The following is a 20962-nucleotide window of genomic DNA, read 5'->3' as shown; positions in this document are numbered from 1 at the left end:
GAACCTTGCAGCTCGACGGGCTGGGCAGACAGCGGAGGTTGCCTGAGCCGGCCATCGCTGCCACACAGCCGCAAACACGGTGCGAACTGCCACCCATGGGTTTCAGCGCCGACGATTCAAACGCGATTGCAATGCGTCTTGTAAACAAGCCACTCGAGCTGTGGTTCGGAGAAGCCACAGCCCAACGCATTGAAGAGAGAAGTCAGGGCGCTGTCGCCACACGCGGGGCTTCGGTGTGGTTCAACCATTGCGCCGCGTCTGCCTGGGGTGAATACCCTGGAAACATGGAGCGGGCGATGGGAATCGAACCCACGTCAGTAGCTTGGGAAGCTACAGCTCTACCATTGAGCTACGCCCGCGTTGCGGTGGAAAGTCTATGCGGAGCGGCCGGTGTTGCGCAATGGTAGCCGGTCCATCCTGCCATGCAGCGACGGGGTCGGAGCCCTTTCCCTGCGGAAAGGACCCCGACCCCGCTCTGGATCAGAAGCTGCCGCTGACGGTGGCGAAGACCGAGGCATCGCGGGCGCGCTTCTGCGCGGCCGTGGTGCTCAGGCCAACGTTGCCCTGCAGGCCGAACAGGTCCATGCGCGCACCCAGGACGGCGGTGGCGTAGTTCTTGTCGAAGTCCAGGCCCGGCACGCGGTAGCTGCCCAGTTCCGGCAGCGTCTGCAGCCAGGCGCTGGCCTGCTTGGTGTCCTCGAACTCGTGGTCGTAGGTCACCTGCACGTACGGCTTGACGGTGCCGCCATCGAAGCGGGCCTGCCAGCCGATACGGCCGACGGTGGAGTCGACGTTCTGGCGGTCGTAGCCCAGGGCGGTGGCCAGCGTGCCGGCGGCGGCGCTTTCGCTGTAACCGTCGATCTTGACCTTCTGCCAGATCACCGCAGCGACCGGACCATGGCGGAAGCCACCTTCGGTGCCGAACTCATAACCGGCGTTCAGTGCAGCAGTGAGGTTGCTGCCATCCGGCGAACCACCGTGCTCGCGGGTGGCCGGGCCCAGCTGGACCTTGCGGTTCACGTCATACGACAGCCAGGTGTAGCTGACCTGGCCGTTGACCCAGACGCGGTCGCCGTACCATGCCGCAAACAGGCCGGCGGTGGTGTCCTTCTGGGTGAAGTCGCCACGGCTGTTGCCGAAGTCGGCATTCAGGCGGCCGAAGCCGGCGAAGCCGCCGAGCACCACGCCGTCGCGCGCCCAGTCGATGCCGAACAGGCCGGCCGGAGCGAGGCCGTCATACAGGTCCGCGTGGTCGTAGCGCTGCAGGTCGCCACGCACGCCACCCCACCACGACAGGCCATCGGCCGGACGGGCGCCCAGGTGATTGCTGACCTGATCGGCACGCGAGCGGCCGATGGTCTGTGCCGAGTGGCTCAGCACCTGCTGCAGGCGCGGTGCTTCCAGCACCGAAACGGCGTACTGACCCAGCAGCTGGTGGCCAGCGACGGTCGGATGCACGCCATCGGCGAACAGATAGGTCTGGTACGCATCCGGGCTGACATAGCTGGTCGGATTGCAGGTCAGGATGCTGACCGTCGAGTTGTTCGGATCGATCTTGCAGGCGGTGCTGGTGACGTTGGTGAAACCGTACATGGCCGGGTTGGCAGCCACTTCACTCAGCACGGTGAAGGTATCCAGCGGAATGAACTCGATGCCGGCCTGCTTCAGGCCACCGTACAGGGCCTTGTTGTAACCCGCGGACAGCGCAGTGGCGGTGGCCGCATTCGGGCCACGGAATGCAGGAGTCAGGCCGACGTTCGGCAGGTTCGGCACCAGCACGTACTGTGCCCCTGCCTGCTTCAGCGCGCCGACCAGGGCAATCTGATCGGTAACGGCTGCGCCGATGATGGCCTGGGCCTGCGTCGGAGCGCCAGCTGCAGCGAACAGGTCGTTGGCGCCACCCCATACGGTGTACAGGGCATTGCGATCTGCCTTGCCGCCGTTCGCAGCCAGGTAACGGTTAGCCTGCGTCTTCAGCGACGGGATGACGCCCAGCGCGCTCGGTACGTCCACGCTGACACGGGCACCGCCTGCGGCGTAATTGTCACCGTTCTGGCCATTGCCGTTGGCGCCGTTGTTGAGGCCGTAGTAGTTGGCCACCTGTTGTGACCACACCCAGCCCGGGTTGGTGGTGAACTGACCGGTGGCCCCCTGGGTGGCCGCCGGCAGCAGCGGACGGAAGTAACCGGCGTCGGTCAGGCTGTCACCGAAGAACACGGCCTTCGAGTACGGGTTTTCGCCTGCCATGGCCGGAAGCGCGGCCAGCGCGATCGCGGCCGCCATCAGGGAGCGGATCGGGTGTTTGCTGAGCTGCATGTAGAAACTCCTGTGGGGAAGATAGGTAGGAATCCGGCGCACGTACGCCGGCGCACGGTGAATGGTTTCACCGCGCCGCGTTTTGCTCACGCTGCGCCGCCGCATGGATCGTCGCCTGATCGCCTGACAGTGCGCTGTGCCAGCGTTGGCGCCCGGAGGAAGTTGCAAGCATTCCGATCCTGACGTGCCATCAGCGACAATGAGCGGATGAACATCCAGCTCAATGGCGAACCGCGTACCCTGCCCGCTTCGGCGACCCTCCACGACCTGCTCGAGGCCGAGCAGCTGCTGCAGCGCCGGGTGGCGGTGGAGGTCAACGGCGAGATCGTCAGCCGCAGCCGCCATGGCGAACATGCGCTGGCCGAAGGCGACGTAGTGGAGATCGTGCACGCGCTGGGCGGGGGCTGATGGCCGGGGTCGGATCCCATCGAATTGCGATGGGCTCTGCCCCAGAACCACTTCGCAGCGGGTCAGAGCCCTTTGCCCTGGCAAAGGGATCCGACCCAGCCCTCTACGTGACCCCATCTTCAGGCGGATAAGCGATAATCGCGCCATGAACGTTCAAGTCTCCCCCGATTCGCTGGTGATCGCCGGCAAGACCTATGGCTCGCGGCTGCTGACCGGCACCGGCAAGTTCAAGGATCTGGAAGAAACCCGCCTGGCCACCGAGGCTGCAGGCGCCCAGATCGTCACCGTGGCCATCCGCCGCACCAACATCGGGCAGAACCCGGGCGAGCCGAACCTGCTCGACGTGCTGCCGCCGGAGCGTTTCACCATCCTGCCCAACACCGCCGGCTGCTACACCGCCGAGGATGCCGTGCGCACCTGCCGCCTGGCCCGTGAGCTGCTGGACGGCCACAACCTGACCAAGCTGGAAGTGCTGGGCGACCAGAAGTCGCTGTACCCGGACGTGGTGCAGACCCTCAAGGCCGCCGAGCAGCTGGTCAAGGACGGCTTCGAGGTGATGGTCTACACCTCCGACGACCCGATCCTGGCCAAGCGCCTGGAAGAGATCGGCTGCGCTGCGGTGATGCCGCTGGCCGCGCCGATCGGTTCGGGCCTGGGCATCCAGAACAAGTACAACCTGCTGCAGATCATCGAAGACGCCAAGGTGCCGATCATCGTCGACGCCGGCGTCGGCACCGCTTCGGATGCGGCGATCGCGATGGAGCTCGGCTGCGATGGCGTGCTGATGAACACCGCCATTGCCGGCGCGCGCCACCCGGTGCTGATGGCCAGCGCCATGCGCAAAGCGGTCGAAGCCGGACGCGAGGCCTTCCTGGCCGGGCGAATCCCGCGCAAGCGCTATGCCAGTGCGTCGTCGCCGATTGACGGGTTGATCGGCTGATGACCAATCCTTTCGACAGCGCGGGTTCCAAGGCCCCGCCCAAGCCCTTCACCGTCAGTGAAGGCCGCCGCGAAGTGCGCAGTTTCGTGCTGCGCCAGGGCCGCTTCACTCCGGCCCAGCAGCGCGCGTTCGACGAGCGTTGGCCGCGTTTCGGCCTGGACTACAGCGGCCAGCCGCGTGACCTGGACGCGACCTTCGGGCGCCCCGCGCACAAAGTGCTGGAGATCGGCTTCGGCAATGGTGCGGCCATGCGCTTCGCCGCCCAGCACGACCCGTCGCGCGACTACATCGGCATCGAAGTGCACGCCCCCGGCGTGGGCCGCCTGCTGAATGCACTGGCCGAGGACGAAGCCGACCACGTGCGCCTGTACCACCACGATGCGGTGGAGGTGCTGCAGAACGAGATCGCCGATGGCGCGCTGGATGAAGTGCGCATCTACTTCCCGGATCCGTGGCACAAGAAGCGCCACAACAAGCGCCGCCTGCTGCAGCCGGCGTTCGCCGAACTGATCGTGCGCAAGCTGCGCCCGGGCGGCCGCCTGCACTGCGCCACCGACTGGGAGGACTACGCCGAGCAGATGTGGGACGTGCTGGACGCCACCGCTGGCCTGGTCAACCGCGCCGGTCCGCGTGGCAGCGTGCCGCGCCCGGACTGGCGGCCGCAGACCCACTTCGAGACCCGCGGCCAGAAGCTCGGCCATGGCGTCTGGGACCTGTTGTACGACCGCACCTGACGATCGCCTGAGGACGCCGCTCCCCACATGGATACCGCGCTGACGCTGACCAACGACATGAAGCTCGTGCTCGGGCTGGTCGGCTTCACGATGGCGATGTTCCTGTTCGAGCGCATCCGCGCCGACGTGGTCGCGCTGGTGGTGCTGGTGGTGCTCGGCGTCACCGGCCTGATCGCGCCGGAGGAAATCTTCGGTGGTTTCTCCGGTAACGCGGTGATGAGCATCATCGCCACCACCATCCTCGGTGCCGGCCTGGACCGCACCGGGGCGCTGAACCGGCTGGCCGCATGGCTGCTGCGGCGCGGCCATGGCGTGGAGCAGCGGCTGCTGATGATGACCACGGCCATCGCCGGCCTGAACTCGTCCTTCATGCAGAATCCGTCGGTGATGGCGCTGTACCTGCCGGTGGCCTCGCGGCTGGCGGCGCGCACGGGCCTGACCATGCAGCGGCTGCTGCTGCCGATCTCGGCGGCGATCGTGATGGGTGGCGCGCTGACCATGGTCGGCAACTCGCCGCTGATCCTGCTGAACGATCTGCTGGCCTCGGCCAACAACAACCTGCCCTCGGGCCTGGCCACCATCGAACCGCTGCGCATGTTCGCGCCGCTGCCGATCGGCGTGGCGCTGCTGATCGCTTCGCTGCTGTACTTCCGCTACTACGGCGACCGCAAGCTGGTGGAAGAGGAAAGCCTGGTCAACGACGGGGTCACCCCGGCACGCACCGAGAGCTACTTCGCAAAGACCTATGGCATCGAAGGCGACGTGTTCGAACTGGTGGTCAGCGCTGAAAGCCCGCTGGTCGGCATGACCCTGGGCGAAGCCGAGAACCTGCATGATGCGCCGCTGCTGCTGGCCCTGAAAACCGGCAATGACACCCGCCTGGCGCCACCGGCGGAAATGCGCATCTGGGTCGGCAGCGTGCTGGGGGCGATGGGCCCGCGCGAGCAGATCCACGATTTCGCGCAGAACCAGTTCCTGCGCATGTCCTCGCGCCTGAAGCACCTCGGTGACCTGTTCAACCCCAGCCGCGCCGGCATCTCCGAGGCGGTGGTGCCACCGACCTCGAACGTGATCGGCAAGAGCGCGGCCGACCTGCGCCTGCGCAAGGAGCGCGGCATCAGCCTGCTGGCGATCAACCGCGACAAGCAGGTGATCCGCGAGGACGTGCGCGATGTGCAGCTGCGTGCCGGCGACATGCTGGTGTTCCACAGCATCTGGACCGACCTGGCACAGGCCGCCAGGAGTCGTGACTTCGTGGTGGTGACCGACTACCCGACCGGCGAGCAGCGCCCGCACAAGTTCAAGATCGCGATGGCGATCTTCGCGTTGACCATCCTGATCGCGCTGACCAGCAAGCTGCCGGTGGCGCTGACCCTGATGACCGGCGTGGCCGGCATGCTGCTGACCGGCGTGCTGCGCATGGACGAGGCCTACGCCTCGATCAACTGGAAAACAGTGTTCATGATGGCCGGGCTGATCCCGCTCGGCTGGGCGATGGACTCCAGCGGCGCGGCGGCATGGGTGGCCGGCCACACCATCGACAAGCTGCCCACCGGCATCCCGGTATGGGTGCTGGAAGTCGCACTGGCGCTGCTGACCACGGCGTTCTCGCTGGTGATCAGCCATGTGGGCGCGACCATCGTGATGGTGCCCATTGCGGTGAACCTGGCGCTGGCCGCGGGCGGCAACCCGACGGCGTTCGCGCTGATCGTGGCGCTGTCGGCGTCCAACAACCTGATGACGGCCTCCAATCCGGTGATCTCGATGATCACCGGCCCGGCCAACTACACCCCACGCGAAATGTGGCGGGTCGGCGGACCACTGTCGCTGATCTATACGTGCGTGGTGGTGTTGATGATCAACCTGATGTTCTGAGGGTTGGGATTTGTTGGCAGGGCTGCGCCCTGCACCCGCCGAGGCAACGACAACGGCAACGGCAACGGCAACGGCCTGCATTCCTTGGGATGGCGGGGTGGGTCCGGTTGCGGGGGACGCCGTAAACCCCCAGACCGGCCCAGCCGCTGGCGGCTGTGCGTTCGGGCGCTTGCGAAGCAGTGCTTCGCAAGCAAAGCGCCCTCACCCATGGGGGCTTGGCCGCGGCATCCATGCCGCGGACACCCCCGCAACCGGACTCACCCCGCCTTCGACAGATTTCCGCGATCTGTCGGAACGGCATGGACCGCTGTTGGTAGGTGTCGACCTTGGTCGACACGACTTTTGTAGAGTCGAGCCGTGCTCGACTGCTTCCGGCCTCAGGCCAGGTAGATCTGCCCGTCGCGCACGTCCACCGGCACCGCGCGCAGGCGGTCGCCCTTGCAGGGGCCGGCGATGCAGTCGCCGCTGTCCAGCGCGAACGAGGCGCCGTGCGCTGCACATACCAGGTGGCCTTCGCGGCTCTTCAGGAACTGGCCCGGTGCCCAGTCCAGGCGGCGACCGGCATGCGGGCAGATGTTCAGGAACGCCCGCACCTGAGACCCGTCGCGATACAACACCAGCGACTCGGCATCCCCATCGACCACCGCCTCGACCTCGGCGAACGCGCCATCGGCAATGGCATCAAGGGCGATCAGGGCAGCAGCGGCAGTCATGGCGAAGGCTCGGACAGTAAACGCGCATTGTCGCACGCCCACTCAGGTGACTGGCTGCAACATGAACACAAGTCATTGATTCGTAATAAGCACAGGCTATATTTAACGAGTTTTTCACTCAAAGACAGTGGCACCTCACGATACTCTGGTTTCGCTGATTCCAGCCTATCGAGCCGCCATGTTCAATCGCGCATCCGCCTTCAACCAGTTCCGCACCCTGTTCGCGCCGCGCAAGCCGCGTCACCCGTTGGTGCGCGTTGCCGTGGGCCTGCTCGGCCTGGCGATCCTGGCCGCGATGGTGTTCATTGGCGTGTTCGTCGGTGCGGCGATGATCCTGGTCGGCCTGGCATGGAAGCTGCTGGCTTCGCGCAAGCCGGGCACTGCCCGTCCTCTCGACCCGAACGTGGTCGAGGGCGAATTCCGCGTGGTGCGCAAGCCGGTGCTGCCGGCCTCGCGTTGATCCACGCCCTCCGCGCCCGCTGACGGCGGGCGCCATGCGTTCTAGACTGCGGGCACGCCCTTCCTGGATGCCCGCATGTCCGATGTCTCCGATGTGATTCCTGTCGTAGCCCTGCCGCGTGTGCCGGTGGTGGGTGGTGGCAGCTTCCCCGTGCACCGTATCTACTGCGTCGGCCGCAATTTCGCCGACCATGCCCGCGAAATGGGCGCCGCGGTGCCGGCGGCCGACGACCGCGGCCGTCCGATGTTCTTCAGCAAGCCGGCCGATGCGATCGTGGTCGGCCACGACGATGCCATCCCCTATCCCCCGGCAACCGCCAACCTGCACCACGAAGTGGAACTGGTGGTGGCGATCGGCCGTGATGCGCCGGCCGGTGAACTGGCCGTGGCCGATGCCGAGGCGCTGGTCTACGGCTATGCAGTGGGACTGGATCTGACCCGTCGCGACCTGCAGGCCGCCGCCAAGGACAAGGGCCATCCGTGGGATGCAGCCAAGGGCTTCGACGCCTCGGCGCCGATCAGCGAGATCGTGCATGCCGCTGAAGTGGGTGACCTGGCCGCGCTCAACCTGTCGCTGGAGGTCAACGGCGAGGTCCGCCAGCAGGCCCTGCTCGACCAGATGATCTGGAACGTGCCGGAGATCCTGCATGAGCTGTCCAAGCTGTGGCAGCTGCGTGCCGGCGACCTTGTGTTCATGGGTACCCCGTCCGGGGTGGCCGCGCTGAAGCCCGGCGACCGTTTCAGTGCCCGATTGGAAAACGTGGCCGAGCGCCACGGCGTGATCGCCGGCTGACATCACCTGCGCTACCCTGCGCGCTGTCCACTTCCCCCACCGGAGAAAAACAACAATGGGAATGCTCACCGAGTTCAAGGAATTCGCGATGCGCGGCAACGTCATCGACCTCGCCGTCGGCGTGGTGATCGGCGCGGCCTTCGGCAAGATCGTGACCGCGCTGGTCGAGAAGATCATCATGCCGCCGCTGGGCATGCTGATCGGCAAGGTGGATTTCTCGCAGCTGGCGTGGACGCTGTCACCGGACAGCATCGGTGCCGACGGCAAGGAAATCCCCGCCGTGGTGATCGGCTACGGCGACTTCATCAACACGCTGATCCAGTTCGTGATCGTGGCCTTCGCCATCTTCCTGGTGATCAAGGTGATCAACCGCCTGTCCCGCAAGCAGGAAGCCGCTCCGGCCGCACCGGCCGAGGAAGTGGTGCTGCTGCGCGAGATCCGCGACAGCCTGAAGAAATAAGGCGGCCTACCGGTAGTGCCGGCCGCTGGCCGGCAACGTCGGAACAACCGTGGTGCCGGCCAGCGGCCGGCACTACCGCGACTGCACGAAAGCCCCGCTCCGGCGGGGCTTTCGCTTTGCCGGACGTGGCGGAAAACAGCGTTCGCGCCAGCCATGACCTCCCGCCCATGCGCGGGCCTGAACGACTGTTAAGCTCCAAGGCTTGGTCCCTTCCCGGAGCTGTCCATGCGTCGCCGCATCCTTGCCATCGCATCCTCCCTCGCCCTGCTGGCCGCCCCGGCCTTCGCAGCGCCGCACACCACCACCCTGCCCCCGGCTTCGCTGGCCACCGCTGCGCAGCTGCGCGACCAGGCGCTGGCTGACGACACCGGCTGGAAGGTGGTCGAATCGCTGACCACCGAGATCGGCCCGCGCATCGCCGGCAGCGAAGCTGACGCTCGCGCAGTGGCCTGGGCCGAAGCCAAGTTCAAGGCACTCGGTTTCGACAAGGTCTGGAAAGAGCCGGTGACCTTCCCGAAATGGGAGCGCCGCAGTGAACACGCCGCCGTAACCGGCAGGAACCCGCAGCCGCTGCAGATCACCGCGCTGGGCGGCAGCCCGGGCGGTACGGTCGAAGCCGAAGTCGTGCGCTTCGCCGACCTGGCTGCGCTGCAGGCAGCACCGGCCGGTTCGTTGAAGGGCAAGATCGCCTTCGTCGATTACCAGATGCTGCCCTTCCGCGATGGACGCGACTACGGCCGTGGCGGCGCGATCCGCAGCAAGGGCCCGTCCGAGGCGATCCGCAAGGGCGCGGTCGGTTTCCTGATGCGTTCGGCCGGTACCGATTCCCACCGCGTGCCGCATACCGGCATCACCCGCTTCGACGACGGCCTGACCCCGGTGCCGTCGGCGGCACTGTCGGTGCCCGACGCCGATCAGCTGGCCCGCCTGCTGGCCCGTGGCAGCACCACGGTGAAGGTGGCGCTGGACTGCGGCTGGGATGGCACCGCCACCTCGTACAACGTGATCGGCGAGATCACCGGCCGCAGCCTGCCCAAGGAAGTGGTGGTGATCGGTGGTCACCTGGATTCCTGGGACCTGGGCACCGGCGCGGTGGATGACGGTGCAGGCGTGGGCATCACCATGGCCGCTGGCCATCTGATCGGCCAGCTGAAGCAGGCGCCGAAGCGCACCATCCGCGTGATCGCGTTCGCCAACGAAGAACAGGGCCTGTATGGCGGCAAGGCCTACGCCGAAGCGCATGCCAAGGATGTGGCCCTGCACCAGCTGGCCGCCGAGAGCGACTTCGGTGCTGGCCGCATCTACGCCTTCAACACCGGTTCGCCGAACCCGGAAGGCTCGCGCGAAGCGACGAAGCAGATTGCCGAAGTGATGAAGCCGCTGGGCATCGAGTACCAGGCCGACAAGGGTGGTCCGGGCCCGGACGTCGGCCCGCTGGCGGCCAAGGGCGGTGCATGGGCGTGGCTGGCGCAGGACGGCTCGGACTATTTCCACCTGCACCACACCGCCGACGACACGCTGGACAAGATCGACCCGAAGGCGCTGGCACAGAACGTGGCCGCCTACACCGTGTTCGCGTATCTGGCGGCGGAAGCCGATGGCAGCTTCGGCAGCGAAGCCAAGGCGACCACGCCGCCGAACGAATGACGCAGTAGCGCCGGGCCATGCCCGGCGAGCGCAGCGGCGGGAGCGGTGCGAACCAAGGTTCGCACCCACCACGGCAGATCCTGCATCGGGAACCGGACGGGGTCAGAGCCCTCGCCGTGGCGAGGGATCTGACCCCGCGCAGAGGTTCAATCGCGGCGACTGACCCACTGAGCCAACAGCACGGCCGTGGCCGAGGCCACGTTCAGGCTCTCCACCGCGCCGCTGCCGGGAATCGAGACCTGCAGGTCGCATTCGCTGGCAAGGCTGCGGTCCATGCCTTCGCCTTCGGCACCCATCACGTAGACCAGTCGTGCCGGCAGCGATGCGCGGAACACGTCCTCACCGCCCTCGACCAGGGTCGCTGCCAGCCCGAAACCGGCCGCTCGCAGCTGCGCCATCGCCTGTGCGTTGTCCGGCAACTGCACCAGCGGCACCGATTCGGCGCCACCTTCGGCAACGCGTGCCGCGGCGCCGGACAGCGCCAGCGTGCTGCCGGCCGGCAGCAGCAGCGCCTTGACGCCGAAGTGCGCGGCCGAGCGCAGGATCGCGCCGAAGTTGTGGGGATTGCCGACACCGTCCAGCCACAACGCCAGCGCCGGTGCATCAGCCGGCAGCGTCGCCAGCCATGCGTCCAGCGCCAGCACCGGCGCACGCAGCACGTCGGCCACCAGGCCTTCGTGATGGGTGGTGGCAGCCAGCTTGTTGAGGTCGCCCTCCTCCACCACGCGATAGCCCACGCGGTTGGCCACGCACCACTTCAGCACCGGCTGCATGCGCGGAATCAGCGATTCCACCAGGTACAGCTTGCGCAGTGCCTGCGGGCGCTTGTCGAACAGGGCCTGCACGGCGTTCCAGCCATACAGGCGCAGTTCGTCATTGCCACGCCCCGGCGGTGGCGGGGTGCCGCCCTCACGCGGTGGCAGCGGGGTGGCCCGCGGCGGTCGCGACGACGGGCGGCGGGCATTCTTCCAGGGATCATTCACTACGGGACAACTCCAGCTTGCGTTGACGCCAGAAATCGGCGTTCTTGATGCCCAGGGCATCGGGGTCGAAAATCGGATCCAGGCCCAGCTTCTTCTGCCGCTCGTAATCGCGCAGGGCAAGCATGGCCGGCTTCTGGATGATGAGGATGGCGATGATGTTCAGCCAGGCCATCAGGCCCACGCCGATGTCACCCAGCGCCCAGGCCAGGGTGGCGTTGTGGAAGGCACCGAACACCACCATGCCGATGATGCCCAGGCGCAGCAGCAGCACGGTCAGCGGGCGCTTCTTGTTGTGGTTGACGTAGGTCAGGTTGGTTTCGGCCATGTAGTAATAGGCCATGATGGTGGTGAAGGCGAAGAAGAAGATCGCCACCGACACGAAGGCCGAGCCCCAGCCCGGCAGCACCGCTTCAACACCGGCCTGCGCATAGCCCGCGCCTTCCGGAATGCCGGCCAGGCCCTGGAAGATCGGCGCGCCACCCGGCACCGGCGAGTACACGTTGTAGGTGCCGCTGGCCAGGATCAGGAATGCGGTGGCGGTGCACACCATCATGGTGTCGAAGTAGATGGCGAACGCCTGCACGTAGCCCTGCTTGGCCGGGTGCGAGACCTCGGACGCAGCGGCCGCATGCGGGCCCGAGCCCTGGCCGGCCTCGTTGGCGTAGATACCACGCTTGATGCCCCACTCCACCGCCAGGCCCATCATCGCGCCGAATGCAGCATGGGTACCGAAAGCACTCTTGAAGATGATGCCGAACATTTCCGGCACGCGGTCGTAGTTGATGATCATGATGACGATGGCCATCAGGATGAAGCCGGCGGCCATGAACGGCACCACCACTTCGGCGAAGTTGGCGATGCGCTTGACGCCGCCGAAGATCACCACGCCCAGCAACAGGGCGACCACGATGCCGATGCCCAGCTTCAGCGCCTGCGCCGATTCCATGCCGAAGGCCTGGCCATCGAGCGGGCCGCACAGCGCGGTACCACGGCAGGCATTGATGACGCTGTCGGCGATGGCATTGGCCTGCACGCCCGGCATCAGGAAACCGGCGGCGATGATCGTGGCGATGGCGAAGGCCATGGCATACCACTTCAGGCCCATGGCCTTTTCAATGTAGTAGGCCGGGCCACCGCGGTAGCGGCCTTCGGCGTCCTTGGTCTTGTAGATCTGCGCCAGCGTGCATTCCACGTACGAGGTGGAGGCGCCGAGGAAGCCCATGACCCACATCCAGAAGATGGCGCCGGGTCCGCCAAAGGCGATGGCGGTGGCCACGCCGGCGATGTTGCCGATGCCCATGCGCCCGGCCATCGACATGGCCAGCGCCTGGAAGGAAGACACGCCGGCCTCGGACTTCTCGCCGGACACGGTCAGGCGGCACATCTCGACGAAACCACGGATCTGCATGAAGCGGGTGCGCAGGCTGAAGAACAGGCCGGCGGCCAGGCACATGAAGATCAGCGCCTTGCTCCAGATGATGCTGTTGATGAAATGTACGGTAGCTTCCACGCGCGCTCTCTCCAGTCGGCGGGTTGTGAGGACGTCCCGTCGGCTGGAAGGGACCGGTCGATTCTCCCTGATCGAAGGTCGCTGCGATAGCGCCGGATGTGGGGGCGTGTTCTCCGCCGGGCATGGCCCGGCGCTACCGGCAATGACCGTGCCCCCCACGTTAGCGCCGGACCGTGCCCGGCGGCCGGTTACGGAAGCTGCGTGCGCACCCGGGCGAAGCGGCGCAGGTCGTGCAGCACGCCGCGCTTGTAGACCGCGCAGCGGTCCACGCCCTCTTCCTGGAAGCCGTTCTTTTCCAGCACCCGGGCCGAACCGAGGTTGAAGTCGACCACCCCGGCCTGCAGCCTGAACAGGCGCAGTTCGTCCATCACCCACGGTGCGAACAGGCCGACCACCCGGGTCATCAGGCCTTGGCCCCAGTAGGACTGGCCCAGCCAGTAGCCCAGTTCCGCCATGTGCCCGCGCTCGGCATGGCCCTGCTGGGCCCCGACGCTGCCGCAGGCCTGGCCGTCGATCTCGATGGCCAGGTTGAGCGTGCCCGGCGCCAGCACGCGGCCAGCCAGAAAGGCCTCGCCATCCTCGCGCGTGTACGGGTACGGGAAGCGATCGCGCAGGCCGCGCGACACCTCGGCGTCGTTGGCATGGCGCAGCAGCGATTCGAGGTCTTCATTGCGCCAGGGACGCAGGAGGAAGCCGTCGCCCTGCAGGTGTGGGGTCAGAGCCCTTTCCTCTTGGGAAAGGGATCCGACCCCGCTGGCGGTCAGGTCAGGCATGCCCACCCACCGACGGCGACTCCGCCTCCTGCTTCTCCAGCTCGCGCTTCACCGCTTCCGGCGAGCGCGTGTATGGCGCCAGCCGCGCGTAGAACGCCGGCACCACGAACAGCGACAGGAACGTCGAGAGGGTCACGCCGAAGATGATCACGATGCCGATGGTGCCACGGCTGGCCGAACCGGGGCCACCGGCCACCACCAGCGGGACCGCACCGACCACGGTGGCGATCGAGGTCATCAGGATCGGACGCAGGCGCACCATCGCCGATTCGATGATCGCCTCGCGCACGGTTCTCCCGTCGTCGCGCAGCTGGTTGGCGAATTCGACGATCAGGATGCCGTTCTTCGCGGCCAGGCCGACCAGCATGACGATGCCGATCTGGCTGAACAGGTTCACCGTGCCACCGCTGACCCACAGACCGACCAGCGCACCGAGCACGCCCAGCGGCACGGTCAGCATGATGGTCAGCGGGTGGATGAAGCTCTCGAACTGCGCGGCCAGCACCAGGTACACCACCAGCAGCGCCATGGCGAAGGTCAGCAGCACCGCGCCGCCGGCACTCTGGTATTCGCGCGATTCGCCCTTCCAGTTCACCTGCGCATACTGCGGCAGCTCCTCGCGCGTGACCTGCTGCGCCCAGGCAATCGCCTCGCCCAGCGGATAGCCCGGCGCCAGGCCGGCATTGATGGTGATCGAACGCAGCCGGTTGAAGCGGTTCAGGGTGCCGGCCTCGGCCACTTCGCTCAGCGTGACCAGGTTGGACAGCGGCACCAGTTCGCCGGAGGTGGCGCGCACACGGATCGCGGCGAGGTCGGCCGGGCTGGCGCGACCATCGCGGCCGGCCTGGACCAGCACGTCGTACTCTTCGCCGTTGTCGACGAAGGTGGTGACGCGGCGCGAGCCCATCATGGTTTCCAGTGCCGAACCGATCGCGGTGACCGGCACGCCCAGATCGGCCGCACGCTGACGGTCGATGTTGACCCGCATCTGCGGGCGGGTTTCCTTGTAGTCCGAGTCTGGGCCGACCAGGCCGGGGTTGTCGGCCATGCGCAGCAGGATGCGGTCGCGCCACTGCGCGATCTCGGCGTATTCCGGGCCGCCCAGCACGATCTGGAACGGCTGGCCGCCGCTGCGCACCAGGCCACCGCCCACCTGCGTACGTACGCGCACGCCGCGGATGGTGTCCAGTTCCTTCTGCAGCTCATTGGCCACTTCCGGCGTGCCCTCGCTGCGCTGGCGCCACGGCTGCAGGAAGATGCTGACGCGGCCGGTGTGCATTTCCTCGCTGGCGCCCCATCCACCCGGCACGCGCGGGTTGGCGCGCACGATCGGTTTGTCAGGGCCGACATGCGGTGCCAGCATCGCTTCCACCTGCTGCACCTGCTGCACGGTGTAGTCGTAGCCGGCACCTTCCGGGCCGTCGATCATGATCTGGAACGAACCGCGGTCTTCGGCCGGTGCCAGTTCCGATGGCAGCAGCTTGAGCAGGCCCCAGCTGGCGGCCAGGGCAGCCACCATCACCAGCAGGTAGATCCAGGTGCGATCGACGTGGTGGTCGAGCACCCGCCCATAGGCCCCGGCCAGGCGCTCCAGGTTGCGGTTGATGAAACCATGCAGGCCACGCGGCGCCTGCCCGGTATGGGGCTTGAGCAGCTTGGAGGCCATCATCGGCGTCAGCGTCAGCGCCACGAACGCGGACAATGCCACTGCCGCAGCCAGCGCCACTGCCAGTTCACGGAACAGCCGTCCCGTGTTGCCCTCAAGGAAACCGACCGGCAGGAACACCGCCACCAGCACGGCCGTGGTGGCGATCACCGCGAACGCCACCTGCGCGGTACCGCGTTTGGACGCCACCAACGGCGGTTCACCCAGATCGATGCGGCGCTGCACGTTCTCCACCACCACGATCGCGTCGTCCACCACCAGGCCGATGCACAGCACCAGCGCCAGCAGGGTCAGCAGGTTGATCGAGAAGTCGAACGCATATAGCGCGATGAAGGCGGCGACCAGGCACACCGGCACCGTCACTGCCGGAATCAGTGCAGCACGGAAGCTGCCGAGGAACAGCCAGATCACCGCCAGCACCAGGATCATCGCTTCCACCAGCGTGGCGTAAACACGGTCCACTGCGGCTTCGATGAAGGTGGTGTTGTCGAAGGCAACGAAAATCTGCGTGCCCTTGGGCAGCGTCAGCGCGACCCGCTCCGCCTCAGCGCGCGCGGTGCGTGCCACATCCAGCGAGTTGGCGGTGGAGGTCTTGACGATGCCCAGGCCGATGCCCGGTTCACCGTTGCTGCGGTAGTAGGCGCGACGCTCGGCCGAAGCCAGCTCGATCTTCGCCACGTCGCCCATGCGCACCACGTAGCCGTCGCGGCCCTTGCCCAGCGGGATGGTCGCGAAGTCTTCGGGCTTGATGTAGTTGCGCTCCACGCGCAGGGTGAAGTCGCGGTCGGTCGATTCGATGCGGCCGGCCGGCAGTTCCACGTTCTCGTTGCGCAGCGCGGTTTCCACGTCGCCGGTGGTCAGCCCGCGCGCGGCCAGCTGGTCACGGTCCAGCCAGATGCGCATCGCATAGCGCTGGCGCCCGCCGATGCGGACCTGGGCCACGCCGTCGAGGCTGGAGAAACGGTCGACCACGTAGCGGTCGGCGTAGTCGCTCAGTTCCAGCGTGTCCATGGTCGAGGAGACCATGTTGAACCAGATGATCGGGTCGGCATCGCTTTCGACCTTGGCGATTTCCGGCGGACGCGCTTCTTCCGGCATGCGGTCGGCAACGCGGCTGACCGCATCACGCACGTCGTTGGCTGCGGCCTCGATATCGCGGTTGGAGGTGAATTCGATGCTGACCTGCGAGCGGCCATTGGTGCTGCGCGCGTTGATCGTATCGATGCCTTCGATACCGGCCAGCGCGTCTTCCAGCACCTGGGTGATGCGGCTTTCGATGACCGCCGCCGAGGCACCGGTGTAATCCACCGACACCGAAACGATCGGCGGATCGATGGCAGGCAGCTCACGCAGGGTCAGGCGGGTGAAGGACATCACGCCCAGCACCAGCAGCAGCAGGCTCATCACCACGGCGAACACCGGCCGCTGGATGGAGGTGTCGGACAGCTTCATCCGCCGTGGCCCTCGGCGACCACCGCCGCCGGCGCGTCAGCCGGCTTGGCGCCGCTCGCCGGTGCTGCGTCCTTGGCGGCTACCTTCAGTCCCGGGCGCAGCTTGCCGGTGCCATCGACCACGATTCGCTGGCCCGCTTCCAGGCCCTGCTTGATCTCGACCACGCCGGCACGGCGCGCACCGGTGACCACATCCACGCGCTCGACGCTGTCGTCGCTTTTGATGCGATACACGAAGGTATCGCGGCCGACCTGCACCACCGCGATTTCCGGAACCACCAGCGCCGGCCGTTCGGGATGGAACAGGCGTACGTCCAGCAGCATGCCCGGACGTAGCGCGTGGTCGCTGTTGGCGAAGTCGGCGCGCACGGTCACTGCACGGGTCGCCGGATCGATGCGTGCATCGATGGTACTGACCACGCCTTCGAAGGTGCGGCCCGGCCAGGCCACGCTGGATGCGCTGACCTTGTCGCCGACGCCGAGTGCGGCCAGTTCCACTTCCGGCACCTGGAAATCGATGTGCATGTGTTCGATGTCGTCGAGCGTGGCGATCACCGTGGTCGGCGTCAGCAGCGTGCCCGGGCTGACCTGGCGGATGCCGAGCACGCCGGCAAACGGCGCACGCACACGGCGGTCACCGATGTCCGACTGCATCTGCGCCACGCGCGCTTCGGCGGCATCGCGGATCGACTTCTGCGTATCCAGCGTGGCACTGGATACCAGCCGCTGCGTGGCCAGCTCGCGCTGGCGCCTGTACAGCTGGTCGGCCTCGTGGAAGGTGGCCTGGGCCTGCACCAGTGCCGCTTCCTGGGCCTGCCCGCGCAGGGTCACGATCGGCGCACCGGCGGCGATGTGCTGGCCGCTCTCGAAGTGCACCTTCTCGACGATTTCGCTGACCTTGGCGGTGACGCTGATCGATTCGCGCGCCTTGGCCGTGCCCAGCGCCTGCAGGGTGTCGTTCCACTGCGTGGGCTGCACGACCTGCGCGGTGACCGGCACTGCTTCGCCCTGCCGACGTGCGGCAGCCTCCTGTTTGCCTGCGCACCCGGCCAGCACGGCCAGGCTGAGGCCGAAGGCCAGGGTCGAAGCGATACGAGCCAACATGAACGGTCCTGATTGATCCACGGCCGCCGAGTGTAGGCAAGGGCCCGCAAAAGCGGTATGTGCCAAGCGTTTACCGGCGTGGAACCGGCACCGCGCTAGCGCCTTCAACCGGTTCCGTGCAAGGCTGGTGCTGGCGGTGTCGGCTTGTGTCGGGGTGTATCCAGCGACCCATTACCGACGTTGCCATCGTAGAGTCGAAGCTGCCCGACAGAGGGCGTCGGGCGGGGACGGATCCTGGCGGGGATCCGGCCCCGTTTTTTTTGCCCGGCGCGTGACGGTAGCGCCGGGCCATGCCCGGCGGATCAATACCGGTAGTTCACCTTCATCCACACGCTGCGGCCCGGCTCGTTGATGCGTACCGGGTCGGCCGGGAAGCCGAAGTCGGCGCTGCCGGCCAGGTTCAGGTGCTCGCTGTAGGTGCGATCAAACAGGTTGTCGACACCCGCGCTGAGCTGCAGCTGCGAGCTGAAGCGGTAAGCCGCATTGAGCGCGAAGGTGGCGAAGCCGGCGCTCGGCCCCAGGTCCTGGGCGACCACGTTGCCCTGGCCATCGGCGACACGGTGCTGGTGGGTCACCGCACGCAGCAGCGCACCAGCACTCCAGCGCTGGCCTTCCCAGTTCGCACTCAGGCGCGCCTCCAGCGGCGGCATCTGCGGCAGCGGTCGCTGCTGGTCGCGGTTCTCGCCCCAGGCATAGGCCAGCGTGCCGCCCAGCTTCCACTGTTCGGCCAGCGCCACTTCCACGCCCGCCTCGGCCCCGGCAATGCGGGCATCGACGTTGCGGGCCTGGCTCATGCCCATCATCCCGCTGCCGTGGTAGGTGAACAGGATGTAGTCCTGGATCTGACCGGCGTACGCCGAGAGCCAGGCCTGCACGCGCGGGCCCTTGTACTGCATGCCCACATCAAGCTGGGTGGTGCGCTCGGGCTGCACGCCGCTGAATGCATTCACCGTGCCGGCCGGTCCCTGGTTGGGCGAGAAGAGCTCCCAGTAGTCAGGCATGCGCTCGCTGTGGCCGAGGCCTGCGTACCAGGTCAAGCCGTCGGCCAGATCCTGCTCGTAGCGCAGGAAGCCACTGCCCAGCCATTCCTTGCGCTGCAGGCCAGCGGTCGGGTTCGGCCGGTTGCCCATCATCCCGCGCACCGACTGCCGCTCATCGCGGACGCTCGCGCGATCGATGCGCAGCCCGCTGATCCAGCGCTGGTCGGTGCCGGCGCCGAGGGTGAGTTCGGTGAACACGCCATAGCGGCGGAAGTTGGCATCGGTCTCCCAGGCTGCCTGCCGGTAGGTGTCGCGGCCCATGCCCATGCGGCCGCGGTGACGACTGTCCTCGCCATCCACACCGGCCACCAGCTGCACATCCTGCCAGCGCCATTCGGAACTGACCCGCCCGCCCTGGGTACGGCGGTCCACGTTCGAGGCCATCGGCATCGGCATCGGCATCATGCTGTGCGGGTTCGGCGTGCGCAGCGTGTAGTTGTCCATCACGTGGTCGGCATTGTTGTAGTACACGTTGGCCTGCAGCGTGTCCCACGCACCCGGCAGGTTGCGCTTCTCGAAGCGCGCCGCGTAGCTGGTGCGCTCGAACGCGGCACCGTCCATGCCACGGCCCGCGTAGCGCGCGATCGCATCACCGGCACCGGCGGAGATTTCCAGCAGCGTGTCGGCATCCGGCGTCCAGCCGATGGCCACGTCGCCGTTCCACTTGCGCCACTTCGACGGCACCACGTCGCCATTGCCATCCTTGTAGTCATCGGCTTCGGAACGGTTGCCGCTCGCACGCACGTAACCGGTCGGATTGCCCAGGGTCAGGTCCAGCACCTGGTCGTTGCGGTTGCGCGAACCGACCAGCGCACTGGCATCGGCACGCAGGCCCGGCTCGTCGAAACGCGGCGTATCGCGCTCGAAACGCACGGTGCCGGCCGAGGCACCTGCGCCCCAGCGCACGCTCTGCGGGCCCTTGATGATGGTCAGCCGGTCGAAGCTTTCCGGCGCGATGTAGGACAGCGGATTGTCCATGCGCGACGGGCAGGCACCGATCAGGTTGCCATCGTTGCTGAGGATGTTCAGGCGCGAACCGAACATGCCGCGCAGCACCGGGTCGCCATTGGTGCCGCCGTTGCGGATGGCGGAGAAGCCGGGGACGGTTTTCAGGTAATCGGCACCGTCGCTGGCGGGCACCGGCTGCCGAGGCAGGCGCGGATCGGTCACCCAGTGCAGCGGCGAGGACGGTGCAGCGGCGGTCACCACCAGGGTGTCGAGAGTGCGCGCCTCGTCGGCAGGCGCGGCGTGTGCCAGTGATGCGGCCACGGCCAGGCCAAGGGCAACCGGCAGGCGCGCGCAGGCGCCCGCAGGGCGGGAAGTCATTTTCATCGGAACAGCTCCAAAGTACGCACGCGCGCACGGCGCCCGGTCAGGCGTCGTGCGGCGGATTCGATAGGGACATCAGCGAACGATGGAGAAGCGCGGCGGCCCACGCGCGGCATGTGCCGGCCACCGCAGTGCCGGCAGCACCTGCTGCGACCATGGGAACGCCAGCTGCGGCCGCCACAACAGCGGCAACAGCAGCACCAGCACGGCCAGCCACGGCAGCAGGCGCATCGCCAGCACGCAGTATTCGCAGGCTTCGCCATGCATGGCGTGGGGGTCGGCCGGACGGCTGGGCGCTGCAGGCGCCGCGCCGTGCCGATCTTGCCCGGCCATGGCCATGGCGTGCATGTCATGGCCCATGGCGGCGTGGTCCATGCCTGCCATCGCGGCGTGCTCCATCGGCTGTGCCTGCAGCGCGCGGCTGACCAGTGGCGCAAGCACCATCAGCAGCGTCGCCAGGATGGCGAGCTGGAGCAGAAGGCGCTGCGGGCGGGACAGGCGGGTCACCCCGCTAGTGTAGAGCGGGGTCCAGGGTTACCCGTGCGACGAACCGTCGCAGGAGGGGGTTTATCGGCAGGGCTGCGCCCTGCACCCGCTGCGAGCTGGAGCAACAGCAACAGCAACAGCCGAAGCAGAAGCGGGCTTCCTGTGGGTAGGCGGGGTGGGTCCGGTTGCGGGAGACGCCGTAAACCCATCCCTGGGGGCTTGGCCGCGGCATCCATGCCGCGGACACTCCCGCAACCGGACCCACCCCGCCTTCG

At 67.2% G+C, this 20962-nt stretch carries 17 protein-coding genes and 1 tRNA gene; 8 read left to right on the top strand and 10 right to left on the bottom strand.

All coding sequences use genetic code 11. The features are described from left to right. Window positions 1-285: 285 nt before the first annotated feature. Both AC13GA_RS20175 and AC13GA_RS20170 read right to left on the bottom strand, forming a co-directional pair. Window positions 286-359: transfer RNA gene (locus tag AC13GA_RS20175), tRNA-Gly, on the bottom strand. Window positions 360-480: 121 nt separating this feature from the next. Beyond that, window positions 481-2316 (bottom strand): autotransporter domain-containing esterase, encoded by a 1836-nt coding sequence (locus AC13GA_RS20170; protein ID WP_046985463.1) that lies wholly within the window; start codon window positions 2314-2316, stop codon window positions 481-483. Window positions 2317-2523: 207 nt separating this feature from the next. On the opposite strand from AC13GA_RS20170, the gene thiS reads away from it, so the two are divergent. From thiS to AC13GA_RS20150, 4 genes are all read left to right on the top strand, one after another. Further along, entirely contained in the window at window positions 2524-2724 is a 201-nt protein-coding gene (thiS, locus tag AC13GA_RS20165; protein WP_046985464.1) for a sulfur carrier protein ThiS, read from the top strand. A gap of 145 nt (window positions 2725-2869) precedes the next feature. Next, on the top strand, window positions 2870-3664 hold the full coding sequence (locus AC13GA_RS20160) for a thiazole synthase (RefSeq protein ID WP_006387459.1): 795 nt from the start codon (window positions 2870-2872) through the stop codon (window positions 3662-3664). Further along, window positions 3664-4398 carry a tRNA (guanosine(46)-N7)-methyltransferase TrmB gene (trmB, locus tag AC13GA_RS20155; protein WP_136639339.1) on the top strand — a complete coding sequence of 245 codons (735 nt, stop codon included), beginning with the start codon at window positions 3664-3666 and terminating at the stop codon, window positions 4396-4398. Before AC13GA_RS20160 ends, trmB begins: the two co-directional genes overlap by 1 nt. 27 nt (window positions 4399-4425) lie before the next feature. Next, window positions 4426-6273: an SLC13 family permease gene (locus AC13GA_RS20150; protein ID WP_046985466.1), complete on the top strand. Its 1848-nt coding sequence runs from the start codon at window positions 4426-4428 to the stop codon at window positions 6271-6273. Window positions 6274-6650: 377 nt separating this feature from the next. On the opposite strand, the gene AC13GA_RS20145 is transcribed toward AC13GA_RS20150, so the two are convergent. Further along, complete coding sequence (locus tag AC13GA_RS20145; protein WP_478473948.1) at window positions 6651-6986, bottom strand: Rieske (2Fe-2S) protein; 336 nt, start codon at window positions 6984-6986, stop codon at window positions 6651-6653. A 178-nt stretch (window positions 6987-7164) separates the two neighbouring features. On the opposite strand from AC13GA_RS20145, the gene AC13GA_RS20140 reads away from it, so the two are divergent. The 4 genes from AC13GA_RS20140 (at window position 7165) to AC13GA_RS20125 (ending at window position 10345) form a co-directional block, all read left to right on the top strand. Further along, window positions 7165-7446: a hypothetical protein gene (locus tag AC13GA_RS20140; RefSeq protein ID WP_046985468.1), complete on the top strand. Its 282-nt coding sequence runs from the start codon at window positions 7165-7167 to the stop codon at window positions 7444-7446. 75 nt (window positions 7447-7521) lie between these two features. Then, window positions 7522-8238, top strand: coding sequence for a fumarylacetoacetate hydrolase family protein (locus AC13GA_RS20135; protein ID WP_482998824.1), 717 nt, complete (start codon window positions 7522-7524; stop codon window positions 8236-8238). Between the two features lie 55 nt (window positions 8239-8293). Beyond that, window positions 8294-8698, top strand: a complete 405-nt coding sequence (mscL, locus tag AC13GA_RS20130; protein ID WP_482998823.1) for a large-conductance mechanosensitive channel protein MscL — start codon at window positions 8294-8296, stop codon at window positions 8696-8698. A gap of 225 nt (window positions 8699-8923) precedes the next feature. Further along, complete coding sequence (locus tag AC13GA_RS20125; RefSeq protein WP_136639340.1) at window positions 8924-10345, top strand: M28 family peptidase; 1422 nt, start codon at window positions 8924-8926, stop codon at window positions 10343-10345. Window positions 10346-10491: 146 nt separating this feature from the next. Here the strand turns inward: AC13GA_RS20125 and AC13GA_RS20120 are convergent, their stop codons facing one another. From AC13GA_RS20120 to AC13GA_RS20090, 7 genes are all read right to left on the bottom strand, one after another. After that, on the bottom strand, window positions 10492-11328 hold the full coding sequence (locus AC13GA_RS20120; protein ID WP_046985471.1) for a TrmH family RNA methyltransferase: 837 nt from the start codon (window positions 11326-11328) through the stop codon (window positions 10492-10494). Beyond that, window positions 11321-12838 (bottom strand): alanine/glycine:cation symporter family protein, encoded by a 1518-nt coding sequence (locus AC13GA_RS20115; RefSeq protein WP_478473952.1) that lies wholly within the window; start codon window positions 12836-12838, stop codon window positions 11321-11323. Before AC13GA_RS20115 ends, AC13GA_RS20120 begins: the two co-directional genes overlap by 8 nt. Window positions 12839-13026: 188 nt before the next feature. Then, window positions 13027-13611 (bottom strand): GNAT family N-acetyltransferase, encoded by a 585-nt coding sequence (locus AC13GA_RS20110; RefSeq protein WP_482998822.1) that lies wholly within the window; start codon window positions 13609-13611, stop codon window positions 13027-13029. Further along, window positions 13604-16729 carry an efflux RND transporter permease subunit gene (locus AC13GA_RS20105; protein ID WP_046985474.1) on the bottom strand — a complete coding sequence of 1042 codons (3126 nt, stop codon included), beginning with the start codon at window positions 16727-16729 and terminating at the stop codon, window positions 13604-13606. The genes AC13GA_RS20110 and AC13GA_RS20105 overlap by 8 nt, the downstream gene beginning before the upstream one ends. Further along, window positions 16726-17832 carry an efflux RND transporter periplasmic adaptor subunit gene (locus tag AC13GA_RS20100; RefSeq protein WP_046985475.1) on the bottom strand — a complete coding sequence of 369 codons (1107 nt, stop codon included), beginning with the start codon at window positions 17830-17832 and terminating at the stop codon, window positions 16726-16728. Before AC13GA_RS20100 ends, AC13GA_RS20105 begins: the two co-directional genes overlap by 4 nt. 302 nt (window positions 17833-18134) lie before the next feature. Then, window positions 18135-20204, bottom strand: coding sequence for a TonB-dependent copper receptor (locus AC13GA_RS20095; RefSeq protein ID WP_482998821.1), 2070 nt, complete (start codon window positions 20202-20204; stop codon window positions 18135-18137). Between the two features lie 72 nt (window positions 20205-20276). After that, window positions 20277-20708: a DUF2946 domain-containing protein gene (locus tag AC13GA_RS20090; protein WP_482998820.1), complete on the bottom strand. Its 432-nt coding sequence runs from the start codon at window positions 20706-20708 to the stop codon at window positions 20277-20279. Window positions 20709-20962: the final 254 nt, after the last annotated feature.

This window comes from Stenotrophomonas sp. 22DLJC03, assembly GCF_056861405.1.
Note: the sequence above shows the minus strand (reverse complement) of the source record. Positions and strands in the feature narration are given on the sequence as shown.

Coding starts and splice junctions, on each gene's coding strand:
- AC13GA_RS20095 (WP_482998821.1), bottom strand. CDS start 20,204: ATGAAAATGACTTCCCGCCCTGCGGGCGCCTGCGCGCGCCTGCCGGTT.
- trmB (WP_136639339.1), top strand. CDS start 3,664: ATGACCAATCCTTTCGACAGCGCGGGTTCCAAGGCCCCGCCCAAGCCC.
- AC13GA_RS20140 (WP_046985468.1), top strand. CDS start 7,165: ATGTTCAATCGCGCATCCGCCTTCAACCAGTTCCGCACCCTGTTCGCG.
- AC13GA_RS20170 (WP_046985463.1), bottom strand. CDS start 2,316: ATGCAGCTCAGCAAACACCCGATCCGCTCCCTGATGGCGGCCGCGATC.
- AC13GA_RS20145 (WP_478473948.1), bottom strand. CDS start 6,986: ATGACTGCCGCTGCTGCCCTGATCGCCCTTGATGCCATTGCCGATGGC.
- mscL (WP_482998823.1), top strand. CDS start 8,294: ATGGGAATGCTCACCGAGTTCAAGGAATTCGCGATGCGCGGCAACGTC.
- AC13GA_RS20100 (WP_046985475.1), bottom strand. CDS start 17,832: ATGTTGGCTCGTATCGCTTCGACCCTGGCCTTCGGCCTCAGCCTGGCC.
- thiS (WP_046985464.1), top strand. CDS start 2,524: ATGAACATCCAGCTCAATGGCGAACCGCGTACCCTGCCCGCTTCGGCG.
- AC13GA_RS20125 (WP_136639340.1), top strand. CDS start 8,924: ATGCGTCGCCGCATCCTTGCCATCGCATCCTCCCTCGCCCTGCTGGCC.
- AC13GA_RS20150 (WP_046985466.1), top strand. CDS start 4,426: ATGGATACCGCGCTGACGCTGACCAACGACATGAAGCTCGTGCTCGGG.
- AC13GA_RS20160 (WP_006387459.1), top strand. CDS start 2,870: ATGAACGTTCAAGTCTCCCCCGATTCGCTGGTGATCGCCGGCAAGACC.
- AC13GA_RS20105 (WP_046985474.1), bottom strand. CDS start 16,729: ATGAAGCTGTCCGACACCTCCATCCAGCGGCCGGTGTTCGCCGTGGTG.
- AC13GA_RS20135 (WP_482998824.1), top strand. CDS start 7,522: ATGTCCGATGTCTCCGATGTGATTCCTGTCGTAGCCCTGCCGCGTGTG.
- AC13GA_RS20110 (WP_482998822.1), bottom strand. CDS start 13,611: ATGCCTGACCTGACCGCCAGCGGGGTCGGATCCCTTTCCCAAGAGGAA.